Origin of the sequence: Mucilaginibacter metallidurans, from assembly GCF_003286435.2 — a bacterium.
Taxonomy (GTDB): Bacteria; Bacteroidota; Bacteroidia; order Sphingobacteriales; family Sphingobacteriaceae; genus Mucilaginibacter; species Mucilaginibacter gossypii.
Window position 1 is genome coordinate 1970472 of the sequence record NZ_CP043449.1, and the last position, 13127, is coordinate 1983598.

Sequence of the window (13127 nt, forward strand, 5' to 3'; positions counted from 1 at the left end):
CTATAAACCAGCCAAACGGAATACTTGATCATCCGCGCGCAAAGCTACCGATACCTGTTCCCGGAAAATAAAATAAAAGCACTATCGTTTATGAGATTTAAAACTCTTTTGATCTTCACTTTAGCGGTAATGGCAGCGGTCGTTACCACGCCTTTATTCGCTCAAAAAACAAAGCCAGGCAATGCGCCTAAAATCGTTAATATTGTCAATTTTATCCGTGATATCGAACCACGTGATGCGAACATCACCAAAGATGTCCTGTACCAAACCGTGGTGAACCAGATTGCGCTGATGAAGCAATATCACCTGGGCGGAACTTTTTTGTTACAGTACGATGCGCTGATTGATAAGCGTTACCAGGAATTGCTGAAAACACTTCCGAAAGGTGAGTTTGAGATTGGAGGATGGTGGGAACTGCCGCAACCGCTGATTGAAAAAGCCGGGATCAAATGGCGGGGAAAATATGCCTGGGACTGGCATTCAGACATCGGTTTTTCTGTGGGTTACACGCCTGCCGAACGCGAAAAGATCATCGACGTTTATTTTGCTGATTTTAAAAGCGTATTCGGGTATTATCCCAAATCCATCGCTTCATGGGTCATCGATGCGCATTCGCTGAATTACATGTATGATAAATATAAGATTGTTGCCTCCGCCAACTGTAAAGACCAGGTAGGAACCGATGGTTTCACCCTTTGGGGCGGTTACTGGAACCAAGCCTATTACCCGAGCCGTTTAAACGCTTATATGCCTGCCCAGCACGCGGATAAGCAGTTGCCCGTGCCCGTATTCAGGATGCTGGGCAGCGACCCTATACGGCAATATGCCGATGGCAGCTCGGTAACCACGCTTGAGCCTGTTTACCCCCATGCTGGCGGAAATGAGCAGTGGATCAACTGGTTTTTGCAAACTTTTGCCAACGATTCTTCGCTCGGCTACAATTATACGCAGGCTGGGCAGGAAAATTCATTCACCTGGGATGCCATGAAAAAAGGGCTGGAATGGCAGATGCCCGTTATTGCCCGTCTCCGCAAACAGGGCAAGGTTCGCGTAGAAACCATGGCGCAGTCGGGCGAATGGTTTAAACGTACCTACAAGGTAACCCCGGCTACTACCTTTACGGTAAGCAGGGACCTGACAAACAGCGATAAAAAAACCGTTTGGTATAACAGCAGGTTCTACAGGACCAACCTGCTTTGGGAAAATGGAACGTTGCGGATAACCGATATCCACCTGTTTAACGAAACCGTGCCGGATAAATACCTGAATAACGTTACCACCGTTAATCAAAGTTTCTTTTACACGCTCCCGGTGGCAGATGGTTTTCAATGGGGAAAGCGCGGCAAACCCGAGGGGTTTCGCCTGATGATGAATGATGGGGGCGGGGAAGCGCCGGTTCAGGGAGGAGATCCTGTGTTCACAAATCTGAATACGACGACGGCCCATGCTTCATGGCCTGTTGGTAAAGGTTCTTTCGAAATCAATATGAGCGAGAAATCCCTGACCATCACTGCGAAGAACCATCCGGCCGGCGACTGGTTCCTTGACTTGTGCATTACGGAAGGCGCTAAAACCCCGTTTAAACAATTGACAGGCAACAGCGCCCTGTATGAATTTGATGGCCATACCTACCGGCTTGCCATGCGGCAGGGCACTTTGGAAAAAAGCGCCAATGGCAGTTTATACCGCATCTGGCCACAACACCAGCGAGTTGTATTATTACTGGCAGATCAATAAAGATCTGCCGGTAGCAGCTGCCTCCGGCCTGTGAGGCCGCATCAATTTATTTTGATACGGCCTCTTAATGTAAACCTGGTTTTGCCAATAAATCACTATAATTATGATAGCTGTAACTGTGAAATAATTTCAGGATGGCCCAATTCGTTGATTGACAAAATGACTTGGCAGATCGTTCGACAAGACCAGGAAAGCCCGGATAAAAGCAAGAAAACCTTGGATGATGGGATTCCGCTGAGAAGCATTCTTATATGCCGTTGCGGTTGCTGTTTTTTCAATTAGTTTATGATGGTTCCGTCTTCCATTTCAATAATTCTTTGGGTCTTACGCGCGAATTCACTATCATGTGTAACTACAAGTATCGTCTGTTGATAATTGGTAATCAACTCGTTAAAAATGTTAAAAACGATTTCAGTGTTTTTTTTATCCAAATTACCGGTTGGCTCATCAGCCATGATAATTAGCGGATCATTGATCAATGCCCGTGCAATGGCTACCCTTTGCTTTTGCCCACCAGATAATTGATTTGGCTTTTTTTTTGCTTCCGTTTCAATGCCTAATACTTTTAATTTTTCAAAAGCCCGGTGTTCAGTTTCTTCTGCGCTGTATTTCCCAAGTCTCAGGCCTGGGAGCATCACATTTCGGAGTACAGAGAATTCATTTAACAGGTAATGGAACTGAAATACGAAGCCTATTTTTTCGTTTCTTACGGAAGCCAGCTCCCGTTCGTTCTTTTGTTTCATACTGATATGATCAATCCTCAGGTCTCCTTCATAATCAGTGTCCATGGTTGAAAGAATATATAATAGTGTTGACTTGCCGCAGCCTGATTTTCCCATAATTGAGGCGAATTCGCCTTTATGAAGCGAAAAATTAACATCTCTCAATACTTTTACCGCTTTTGGTTCATAAAAGGTTTTTGAGATGTTTAAAGCTTCTAATATTATTGAGTCCATGTTATTTCCCTCTTATAATGATTACAGGATCTACTTTACTTGCTTTTTTAGAGGGAAAATATCCCGCAAAATAGGTGGTTAGAAAAGAGAACAGACCAGCGACAAAATAAAAACCTATATTGAAATCAATGGGATAGGTTTTAATTGTGGGAAGCGCGGTTGTATTAAATGGGATGTGGTTTATGATAACAGATAAGATGAAACCCAGAATCAACCCTGCCAGGCCGCCAAAAACACCTATGCCTAATGCAATTGTGCTAAATATGCGACTGACATCTTTGCCTGAAAATCCTGTGGCTTTTAATATTGCGATTGAATCGAGCTTTTCATAAATCATCATATTCAGAATGTTATATATCCCAAAACCTGCTACAATCAGTAAAGTTACCCCAACTGTGTAAGATATCAGCGAGCGGATAAAGCTACCGGTATCAAATTGTGAATTGGCCGTTTGAATATCCATCGCATCTATATTAAATACCTGCCTGTAATAAGCTGCAATTTTCGGTGCTTCGGTGATGTTTTTTAATTTGACCTGGATGTCTGTGATATAATTGTTTGATTCGTCAAGTAATTTTTGGGTTGTTGCGATAGAAGTATAACTTTGCTTGTTGTCAATCTCTTCAAGACCGGATTGATAAATTCCTACTACTTTTAAAGGCACCTGGTTGCCATTAGCCGGGGTTACGTGAATGATGTCTCCGAGATGGACTATCATTTTTTTTGCAATGCCTTTTCCTAAAATAATACTGTTGGGAGTGTTTTTCAGGTCAATGAATTTGCCCGCTATAATATAGTCCCCAAATAAAAAAAGTTCGTTTTCCATATTCGGATCAATGCCGTTAATAAGCCCGGTGATATTAACCTGTCCCGTATTGTAGAATATTTGCGCGGTAATTAGCGGTGAAAGTCCTTGCACGCGTGGATCGACTGCGATAGCCTTCATTATAGCCTTGCTATTGTAAATGCCCAGGCGCTTGTTCTGCGGCTTGACGGAGCTTACAAAGTTGTAACTGTGGCGATATGCGTTGGTAAGGTCCACTGGTTGATGCTGTGCAGCTGCAATTTCATTATACAATCTGATATGAGGGGTGCGGTTTATTACCAGCCCATCTAAAAGCTTGTTTAAGCCACCCATAAAACTCAATAGGGCAATAAACATTGTTATGCTAAAAGTTACACCGGTTGCGGCAACAATCGTCTGTCTTAAGTGGGCTAATAATAAAGCTACCGCGATGTTCCAGGTCAGCTTAAAATTCATGGTATCGGTTTTATTAGTTCATCATTTAACTGGAGACCAGAAATTACTTCTACTTGCAGGTAATCACTAAGCCCTGTTTTTATTTTAAGTTTTTCACCGTCGCTTCTTATCACAACGGAATCATTGAGCAAGTAGCTTCTGGGGATAAGCAAAGCCTTTTTTCGGGTTTGGATAATTATATTAGCTTCCAAAGTAGTGTTAGGATACAATTTTAGCGGCGGGGTAGTAAAAATAGCTTCAACACGAAATGTTTTGGTGTGTTCGTTCATTTCCGGATATATTTTGGTCACTCTGGCTTCAAATACCTTGCCTCTGTAACTGTCCATCGTGACAAAAACGGTAAGCCCCGGATTTATTTTAACGATATCATATTCGTCCACTTGTAATTCAAGTAAGAAACTGTCGGCTTTGCCAATGAGGGCCAACGGCGTTTGCGGGCCAACAGTTTCGCCAGGATTTTTGTAAAGGTTATATACTATTCCGTCTATATTGCTTTTAACAGTAAAGTCGCTTTCCTGTTGTTTGTTAATACTGAGATTATTTATACTTTGCGCGGCGTTATAACGCAACTGTCTTTTCAATTCTGTGAAGTTAATTATGGCTGTTTGTAAGGCTGTTTTTGAATTGACTACAGCTAATTCCCTTTCCTCAAGCTGTACTTTAGTACCGATCTGCTGCCCCCACAGTTCTTTTTGCCTGACCAACATTACCGAATCGTTCAGCATTCTGTACCTGGCCTGATCAACCACGATTGCCGCTGCGGCCAGTTTATCTTTATTTAGCTTAAAGTCGGCAAATGAAGCCGATATCATCGCGTTTTCAACATTTAGCTTTTGATTTTCTTTTTTAATAGATATTAAGGGGGTGCCAGCGGTAACATATTGGCCTTCAGTTACAAATTGCTCCTGAATGATACCGCTAACTGAGGCAAAAGCTTGATATTGATCCTCGCTTTTAATTATGCCGGACGCATATACAGACTCTGATATGGAAGCAACTACCGGCCTTATTTTATCGCCTTTTAATTGACAGGAAACGCTGAACAGAAACGTGGATGCAGTAATTATCGCTTTTACAATATTTATCTGATGGTTTGTTATATTATCAGTAATACTAAAGCTCCTAACAATTTTCATATTGCTAATGTCATCACTCTTAAGTATTTTAAGTTTGATAAATATCAGGATGAATAGTGACGGTGATCACACCAATTTAGTGGCAGTCATGATTTTATGATCTGCATCAACAAGCTATTTGATGTGTGTCATTCTTTTTGCTGGGTGTTATTCAAAACTTTACACAATATCAATGTAGCCATGGGCTGCACTGAAGAAGATTTGGATACTCACAAAATATTGCAATGAAAAAGTCGGTTCTTTTGTTATTCACTTTCGGTTCGTTTTTTCTGGTGAATGTATTTGCCCAGGAAAAGAAGGGGATTACCAATAACGTAATTAACGAACAGCTCAAAAGCGCTGCTACGTCGCAACAATTACATTACCCACAAAGCGTTACCCGGTTTTATCGCCAAAACAATTACCTTCCGGTATGGACTAATCCGGAATCACATCAAAACACCGGGAATGCAATGGTGCTTTTAGATTGTGTGTTACAATACGGATTATCGCATGATGATTTTCATCCTAAAGAGCTTCAGTTTGATATGCTCCGCGATATTTTGGAAAATCCAGGCTCGGTGAGTGACTCCTTAAAGGCGCAGTTCGATGTTTTGCTTACCGATGCTGTTATTACCATGCTCAACTATTTACATTATGGAAAACTTAATCCTGACTACGGATCCGAAAGGGTAGACTATGGCATGGATGTACCATTTCATGCAGAAGCTAAACTGCGGGACATTATACATTCGCAGGAGTTTACGAAAGCTGTTTTGGAAGTACAACCTAATGCAAAACTCTATACTGCTTTTCAGGGAATGCTGCACATAATCAGAGGACAAGCTCCGGATGATTGCTATGGAACCCCAGGAAATGATGTAATGAAAATCGCCGTCAACATGGAAAGAATCAGGTGGGCAAACGTTGATGAAGGGGAAAAATATATACAAATCAATATCCCTACCTACGAGTTGACATTTCATTTGCCGGATACATTGGTGGTATTTAAAGCTATTGTCGGGACGCCACAAACTCCCAGCCCGACTTTGCAGAGCCAAATCACTTATTTTACTTCTTTTCCAGACTGGCTTGTTCCTGACCGGATATTTATCCGCGACATCCTCCCGAAAGCAATAGCTGATAGTTTGTTCCTTGACCGGCTTCAGATCAGCATTTATAATAAGGCTGGTCAATTAACAGATATCACTAACGCCCAACTTAAGAGCATATTGGCTTCACCCCAGGGCTATTACGCTAAACAGGCTCCCGGCTGTGATAACACCTTGGGATCGCTGGTTTTTCATTTTCAAAATGTGTACAACATATACTTAAACCAAATTGCTGATCAAAAGCTGTTTGAAAAAGATAAACGTGATTTAAGTAATGGTTGTATCTGGTTAGATAATGCTGCCGGGCTCGCCGCGTTATTGCTCAAATATGACGCTTCAGAGCAAAGCGACAAATTGTTTAAAATTCTTAAAAAATCAAAGACACATAATTTCGTGCTTAATAAACCTGTTCCTATAAAAATCACTTACCTGACATGTGACATAAAAAAAGGTGAATTAATCAGGTTTGAGGATATCTATAATATGGACACAAGCCTTGAATTGGCTATTTACGGCAAGCTTCAACGCAATACGAGCATAAGATAAGCTTCGTTTTGCGCAAAAATTGTTAAATCAAATTTTGAACCTTTAACTTATAAGCGGCCACTACTACCAGCGTCAAAACATAGTAGGCCATCAGAAAATTCATCATTTAGTGTACGAGAATAATATAATTTTCTGATATTCAAAACCATGAAAGGGAATCAACAGGTTAAGAAACAAAAGAACCGTTTTTTGAGATTTTTTTCAATTTTAGGCCCGGGCCTTACTACTGGTGCTGCTGATGATGACCCCTCTGGCATTGCAACTTATTCGCAAACCGGCGCACAGTTTGGCTACAATCAACTGTGGACAGCGCTATATATGTTACCTTTTATGATTGCCGTTCAGGAAGCTTGCGCACGTATTGGCATGGTAGCAGGTAAAGGCCTATCAGCTGTGATTAAGGAACATTACAGCAAAACTGTTTTATATGCAGTTGTCGGGCTCGTATTAGTGGCCAATACAATCAATATCGGAGCCGATATAGGAGCCATGGCCGCTGCGGCCCAATTACTTATCCCAGCCTCATTTGTTGTATTAACCTTGTTTTTTACACTGTTAACCCTTCTTCTGGAGATTTTTACTTCTTATCATTCTTACGCCAGGATACTAAAATGGCTTGCGGTAACTTTGTTGGCATATCCCATAACTTTGTTTATTGTACACCAGCCATGGCTTACCGTGCTGAAAGCAACTGTTATCCCTCATTTTGAGTTAAATTTTAATTTTCTATTTATCATAACCGGGGTATTGGGAACCACAATTTCTCCATATATGTTTTTTTGGGAAGCCTCACAGGAAGTGGAAGAACAGAAAGAAAAGGAAAGGCTTTCGCGGCATAAACCCAGGCCCGGTTGGATGCAAATTAAAAAAATGCGTATTGATAACACTATCGGCATGATATTTTCAGAATTCACAACCTGGAGTATTATAGTGGTTGCTGCAACCGTTTTGCACAATAGCGGTGTAACTGACATAAAAAGTGCGTCTGATGCGGCAAGGGCGATAGAGCCGCTGGTGCATACCTTTCCTAACGCCGGATTTTTGGCCAAATTAATTTTTTCAATCGGCATTATAGGCCTTGGTTTATTGGCTATCCCGGTACTTTCCGGCTCGGTAGGATATGCCGCTTGTGAGGCTTTTAACTGGAAGGCCGGGCTTAATTTAAAATTGAAAAAGGCGCGCTCTTTTTATGCCGTGATATGCATTGCCACTTTAATTGGATTACTAATCAATTATATTGGCATCGATCCTGTTAAGGCATTAGTTTATGCGGCTGTATTAAATGGGATAGCAGCGGTACCACTATTGTTCCTGATTGCCAGGATCTCCTCTAACCCCAAAATCATGGGAGAGTACAATAGCAAGTTTATTTCCAAATTGCTGCTTTGGAGCAGTTTTGCTGCCATGGGGGCAGCTGCAATAGCTTTGTGTTATACATTGTATTAGCACGGGATTTGGACACTTCAATTTAATGATTTAAATTACACAATATACTGGTCATCGATATGAGTTTTAAAATCTTGATCATTGAAGATTCCGCGATATTCGCGAGGGTGTAGTGGAAATACTGGGGCTGGCCGGCTATACCGTATTTTCAGCAAGTAATGGTAAAATGGGATTGGAATTGGCTAAAACCCAGTTACCTGATTTAATACTTTGCGATGTCATGATGCCGGAAATGGATGGGTATGGTGTGCTGTTTATGCTCGGAAAATCGGCCGACACCGCTAATATTCCTTTCATTTTTCTTACCGCCAAAGCCGAACGGATCGATTTACGTAAAGCCATGGAAATGGGTGCCGACGATTACCTGACCAAACCTTTTGATGACGTAGAATTACTTAATGCAATTGAAAGCAGGTTGAAAAAGAAAAAGCAACAAAAGGAATTTTACAGTAAGGGGTTGGACGAACTGAGCAATATAGTTGCCAGGACTGATGGGTTGAACGAACTAAAGCGTGTTATCCGGGAACGCAAGATCCGTTTTTTTAAAAAGAACCAGGTGATTTATTATGAAGGCGACAGAGGAAATGGCCTATACGTTGTTCTTAGTGGAAAGATAAAGACCAGTAAACTGGCAGACGATGGGCGCGAATTGATTACTGGTTTACATATAGCAGACCAGTACCTTGGTATTCAGGCATTGCTTGCCGGTGAGGCATATTCAGAAACCGCAAGTGCCCTTGAGGATAGCCAATTGTGCCTCATACCAAAAGAGCAGTTACAGGAAATGTTGAACCTATACCCGGACGTAACGGATAGTTTTATTAAATTGATGGCAGGCCAGATAAGGGAAAGCGAAGAGCGATTACTGCAACTTGCGTATTATTCTGTCAGAAAAAAGATGGCGGACGCGATTCTGAGGCTTTATCGCCAAAGCGATTCCCCAAATGAAGGCGTCCGGATCTCGCGTGAAGACCTGGCTGCACTTGCAGGTATGGCTACTGAAACAGTTAGCCGTACCCTGTCGGATTTTCGTAACGAGGGCCTGATTGAAAAGAATGGAAGTGTGATAACAGTGCTTGATCTGCAGCGATTGGTTAAAATGAAAAACTGAATTTGCCGAAAAAGACAGGCATGCAATAGGGACGCTATGCGCAGAATTTCCGCGCTGAATTTATCTGTTTTTACCAATTAAAAATTACCACGGATAACCATACACTTTAATACCAGACAAAATCATCATCAGTACTATTATTGCTATCAAACTGATAGCAATCCAAAAGGTTATTGCGGTGTTTTTGTGATTCGTAACCATAGCTAATGAGTTAGTGTATGTAATTGATACGATGAAACCTGCACCAGACCTTGCACAGGCAGCTTCAAATAATTGAATGCTTTTTCTAAGTGACTTTCTTGATCTGTTCTCATGCTCCCTGTTAATGAGTAATTAATATGTAAATAAACTATATATCAGCGATGTATGCTGTGATTTCTGTCAGCAAGATCATTGATTCTCGTCATGAATAACAGGGGAGTGGTATTCATAAAAGCTTTATGTATCTCGTTTCGGGTTAAGAATCGACTGACGCTATAATCGGCTTTGGTGTAATTGATGGTTTAGGGATGACCATTGTCATTTTTGCATAAGCTCCGGTTCAGTAACTTGTATAACCAAATCAAATTACCGCTATGAATGGAATTATTATTTATCAGGGCAAATATGGTGCAACCAGGCAGTATGCGCATTGGCTTGGAGAGACATTGCAGATGCCGGTATCAAAAGTGGAGAATGTAACACCTGCAGTTTTAGCCCTTTATGATACCATTGTTATAGGCAGTTCAGTTTATATCGGCCGGCTGGTACTACGCGATTGGTTAAAGGAAAATGACATCAGGCTAAAGGACAAAAAGCTTTTCATTTTCATTGTTTGCAGCTTCGCAGTTAATGACATGACGCAACAACGGGAGATAATAAAAAATAATCTTGGTACCAAGATCAAAGATGTTGCCGAAATATTTTTCCTGCCCGGCAGGTGTGTCGTTTCCGGACTGTCGTGTAAAGACCGGCTTATGCTAAAATTGGGCGCCTGGATTGAAAAAGATCCTGAAAAGAAATCAGTGATGCGTAATGGGTTTGATCATCTCGAGCGGAGCAACCTCAAACCTCTCATCGAAAATATTCACCGTATGGCTGATGACTAACTTTTACCGGTTTGTATGCATAAAGCAAGGTGTTGTAAAAGGATTCATTTATCGATAAAGGTGGCTGCTTATCCCAATCCGTACACGTATGCCCAGTTAGCGAAATGCTGATTATATATCATTCATAACCAATACAGCCGCTCCGCTAATTTGGCCTGATCTGAATTGATTTATCGCCTCATTGGCTTCAAACAAGCGGAATACTTTCGTTTGTGTTAATACTTCGATGTTTTTTAAAATAGAAAAGAAATTCAAACCATCCTGACGGGTTAAATTAGCCACGGACTTAACGGATCGTTCGCCCCAGAGCAAGCTATATGGAAATTCGGGTACATTGCTCATATGGATACCACCACAGATTACCTGGCCTCCTTTGCCTACATCTTTTAAAGCTTTGGGAATAAGTTCCCCTGCGGCAGCGAAAATTATAGCTGCATCCAACACTTCGGATGGTACGTCGGAACTTCCGCCAACCCAGTGTGCACCCATGGTCTTTGCAAATCGTTGCGCACGCTCGTCCCCATCTCTGGTGAACGCGAATACTTGTTTACCCTGCGCTATAGCTACCTGGATCAAGATATGAGCAGCAGCGCCAAATCCATAGAAACCAACATTTTTGGCCGATGGTGCGATCATGCTATAGGAACGAAACCCAATCAAACCTGCACAGAGCAGGGGCGCTGAAGCCGGCTGATTATATCGTTTGTCTAATATAAAACAAAAACGTGCGTCGGCCACCGTATATTCGGAATAACCGCCATCAATGGTGTATCCCGTAAATAAGGGGGCATCACAAAGATTTTCCATGCCCAACAGGCAAAATTTACAACGCCCACAGGTATGACCGAGCCAGGGAACACCCACTAACTGACCGGAAGAAAGTTCAGTTACTGTACCGCCTGTTTTAACTACGGTTCCGATAATTTCGTGGCCGGGTATCAGCGGAAGCTTTGGTTTATCCAGTTCGCCATCTAATATATGCAGGTCGGTACGACAGATACCACAGGCAATTATTTTGATCAGTACCTGATAGTCAGAAGGCTGAGGAATGGGAACCTGGCGATATACCAGTGGTCCGCCGGCTTTTTCAAGCACCATTGCCTGCATGTTACCAGTGTGTTTCATATTAATCTTTTATTACTTTACAATAATCTTAATATCCTGTTTCAGAAAGTTACCTGTTCATTAATATACCATTTGAGAGTAACCGATATATCGCAGATCTCCGGCTCTGTTGCCAGCAGATGGTTAGAGAAAAACATTTCCTCCGGCGAGGCATAGCTATGCGTTTCATTGCCGGCGCACCAACGACCATAAAAATAGATTTTCGGCAAGTAAAAAAAGATGATATTATCGACCTTTGAAAATGATAGTGGTCACTTGCCTTAAAATCAGCAACAATCAGTAATAACATGACCAATATCATTATCCGGGTTGCCGGATGTCATTCATCCGGAATAACGCGCGTTGTAACCTTGTGTTATGAAAAATCAAATCAACATTAAGCACATTAAGAACCTTAACAACGATGTGTTAAGGGGCATCGCGTTCTACACACAGGAGTTGGCTATTTTACAGGAAAGGTTGCAGGAGATTGCCGGCGACAATACGGCCCGCGAAGTACAGGAACAAGTGGAACATTTTCAGAATCAGTTCATCATCCATGAAAAATGCCTTACGGAGCTAAAACAAGACATTCACCGTAATGACCTTGACATAAAAGCAGATCTTTTGCTTTCCGGTACTATGGTTTCTGAAAGTATAGCTGCCGAACATTCAAGAGTTCATGAGCGCTATCTTAACGAAGAAAAAATATTCAACGATTTGCGCCACGAGTTTAACCGGTTTTCTGCGGAGTGGTTGTAATTGATTTAAGGGATAGTGACTCCCGGGGGTATGTTTCCTGTTGCTGCCACTGTAAAAACCGGTGGCAGCAATTAAACCAGAAAAACAAGCCCGAATTGTTTCTTCAACAAAGCTTAATATGCTGTCCAGCCTCCATCCGCTGTTAGCACGGAGCCATTAATAAAGCTTGATTTTACCGAAGCAAGGAAAAGGGCAACTTCAGCAATTGCTTCGGGAGCCGCAGCACCTGGTGCATTGCCTGTTCCGGCGTTCATCCTTTCAAAGCCAAACGGATTGGGTTCCATGCCAAAAACGATATTGGTATTCACTCCCCCCGGTGCTATAGCATTGCAGCGGATATTTTTATCCGCATATTGATATCCTATGTTTTTAGTTAAACCGATTATTGCATGCTTAGATGCTGTATAAGCGGCACCGGCCCGGCCTCCCCGGAAGCCGCTGATGGATGCAATATTAATAACTGTACCGGAGCCGCTTTCCAGGAAAAGAGGTATAGCTTCACGGCAGGCAAAAAAACAACCGTTCAGGTTTGTTCCTATTACTTTCTCCCATAATTCGTCTGTTACATCGGTCACCGGAGTAAAATTGTCCATAACGCCGGCATTATTTACCAAAATATCAAGTGTGCCGAAAGTGTTGTGAACATACTTCATCACCAATTGCACATCGCCCTTTACGGAGATATCTGCAGCGATACATGCTACCATACCGCCATTTGCGCGAATTTCAGCCGCGACGGCTTCAATATTTGATTGATGGATATCGGTAAGCATAACTTTTGCGCCCTGTTCGGCGAAAAGCTTTGCAATGGCTTTTCCAATCCCTGATCCGGCCCCGGTTACAAGGGCCACTTTTTGTGATAGTTGTTTCATAATTGGTTTAACTTACA

General features: G+C 42.0%; 12 protein-coding genes. 6 read left to right on the forward strand and 6 right to left on the reverse strand.

The window, feature by feature from the left end:
- Positions 1-90 precede the first annotated feature (90 nt).
- The gene (locus tag DIU38_RS08510; protein ID WP_146750400.1) at positions 91-1737 is read left to right on the forward strand and encodes a hypothetical protein; all 1647 of its coding nucleotides are present in this window, start codon (positions 91-93) and stop codon (positions 1735-1737) included.
- Positions 1738-2015: 278 nt separating this feature from the next.
- Here the strand turns inward: DIU38_RS08510 and DIU38_RS08515 are convergent, their stop codons facing one another.
- From DIU38_RS08515 to DIU38_RS08525, 3 genes are read right to left on the reverse strand one after another with little or no spacing between them, the layout of a single operon-like run.
- Entirely contained in the window at positions 2016-2693 is a 678-nt protein-coding gene (locus tag DIU38_RS08515; RefSeq protein ID WP_112653718.1) for an ABC transporter ATP-binding protein, read from the reverse strand.
- 1 nt (position 2694) lies between these two features.
- On the reverse strand, positions 2695-3954 hold the full coding sequence (locus tag DIU38_RS08520) for an ABC transporter permease (RefSeq protein ID WP_112653717.1): 1260 nt from the start codon (positions 3952-3954) through the stop codon (positions 2695-2697).
- Complete coding sequence (locus DIU38_RS08525) at positions 3951-5090, reverse strand: efflux RND transporter periplasmic adaptor subunit (RefSeq protein ID WP_112653716.1); 1140 nt, start codon at positions 5088-5090, stop codon at positions 3951-3953. The genes DIU38_RS08520 and DIU38_RS08525 overlap by 4 nt, the downstream gene beginning before the upstream one ends.
- A 224-nt stretch (positions 5091-5314) precedes the next feature.
- Here DIU38_RS08525 and DIU38_RS08530 point away from each other — a divergent pair, with 224 nt between their 5' ends.
- The 4 genes from DIU38_RS08530 to DIU38_RS08545 all read left to right on the forward strand — a co-directional run bounded on the left by DIU38_RS08530 (position 5315) and on the right by DIU38_RS08545 (position 10372).
- Positions 5315-6727 (forward strand): L,D-transpeptidase scaffold domain-containing protein, encoded by a 1413-nt coding sequence (locus DIU38_RS08530; RefSeq protein ID WP_112653715.1) that lies wholly within the window; start codon positions 5315-5317, stop codon positions 6725-6727.
- Positions 6728-6874: 147 nt separating this feature from the next.
- Positions 6875-8173: an NRAMP family divalent metal transporter gene (locus DIU38_RS08535; protein WP_112653714.1), complete on the forward strand. Its 1299-nt coding sequence runs from the start codon at positions 6875-6877 to the stop codon at positions 8171-8173.
- Between the two features lie 112 nt (positions 8174-8285).
- Positions 8286-9284 carry a response regulator gene (locus tag DIU38_RS08540; RefSeq protein ID WP_317132429.1) on the forward strand — a complete coding sequence of 333 codons (999 nt, stop codon included), beginning with the start codon at positions 8286-8288 and terminating at the stop codon, positions 9282-9284.
- A 575-nt stretch (positions 9285-9859) separates the two neighbouring features.
- A complete protein-coding gene (locus tag DIU38_RS08545) occupies positions 9860-10372 on the forward strand; it encodes a flavodoxin domain-containing protein (protein ID WP_112653712.1) in 513 nt (170 codons plus the stop codon).
- 111 nt (positions 10373-10483) lie between these two features.
- Here DIU38_RS08545 and DIU38_RS08550 read toward each other — a convergent pair whose 3' ends face one another.
- A complete protein-coding gene (locus DIU38_RS08550; protein ID WP_208057551.1) occupies positions 10484-11497 on the reverse strand; it encodes a zinc-dependent alcohol dehydrogenase family protein in 1014 nt (337 codons plus the stop codon).
- A gap of 41 nt (positions 11498-11538) precedes the next feature.
- Positions 11539-11706: a hypothetical protein gene (locus tag DIU38_RS32970; RefSeq protein ID WP_167516119.1), complete on the reverse strand. Its 168-nt coding sequence runs from the start codon at positions 11704-11706 to the stop codon at positions 11539-11541.
- 148 nt (positions 11707-11854) lie between these two features.
- Between DIU38_RS32970 and DIU38_RS08555 the strand changes: the two genes are divergently transcribed.
- On the forward strand, positions 11855-12238 hold the full coding sequence (locus DIU38_RS08555) for a hypothetical protein (protein WP_112653711.1): 384 nt from the start codon (positions 11855-11857) through the stop codon (positions 12236-12238).
- Positions 12239-12351: 113 nt separating this feature from the next.
- Here the strand turns inward: DIU38_RS08555 and DIU38_RS08560 are convergent, their stop codons facing one another.
- Positions 12352-13110: an SDR family oxidoreductase gene (locus DIU38_RS08560; RefSeq protein ID WP_112653710.1), complete on the reverse strand. Its 759-nt coding sequence runs from the start codon at positions 13108-13110 to the stop codon at positions 12352-12354.
- Positions 13111-13127: the final 17 nt, after the last annotated feature.

Excerpts from the sequence above, each read along its gene's own strand:
- DIU38_RS08510 (WP_146750400.1), top strand. The coding sequence starts at position 91 with ATGAGATTTAAAACTCTTTTGATCTTCACTTTAGCGGTAATGGCAGCG.
- DIU38_RS08515 (WP_112653718.1), bottom strand. The coding sequence starts at position 2,693 with ATGGACTCAATAATATTAGAAGCTTTAAACATCTCAAAAACCTTTTAT.
- DIU38_RS08520 (WP_112653717.1), bottom strand. The coding sequence starts at position 3,954 with ATGAATTTTAAGCTGACCTGGAACATCGCGGTAGCTTTATTATTAGCC.
- DIU38_RS08525 (WP_112653716.1), bottom strand. The coding sequence starts at position 5,090 with ATGAAAATTGTTAGGAGCTTTAGTATTACTGATAATATAACAAACCAT.
- DIU38_RS08530 (WP_112653715.1), top strand. The coding sequence starts at position 5,315 with ATGAAAAAGTCGGTTCTTTTGTTATTCACTTTCGGTTCGTTTTTTCTG.
- DIU38_RS08535 (WP_112653714.1), top strand. The coding sequence starts at position 6,875 with ATGAAAGGGAATCAACAGGTTAAGAAACAAAAGAACCGTTTTTTGAGA.
- DIU38_RS08545 (WP_112653712.1), top strand. The coding sequence starts at position 9,860 with ATGAATGGAATTATTATTTATCAGGGCAAATATGGTGCAACCAGGCAG.
- DIU38_RS08550 (WP_208057551.1), bottom strand. The coding sequence starts at position 11,497 with ATGAAACACACTGGTAACATGCAGGCAATGGTGCTTGAAAAAGCCGGC.
- DIU38_RS08555 (WP_112653711.1), top strand. The coding sequence starts at position 11,855 with ATGAAAAATCAAATCAACATTAAGCACATTAAGAACCTTAACAACGAT.
- DIU38_RS08560 (WP_112653710.1), bottom strand. The coding sequence starts at position 13,110 with ATGAAACAACTATCACAAAAAGTGGCCCTTGTAACCGGGGCCGGATCA.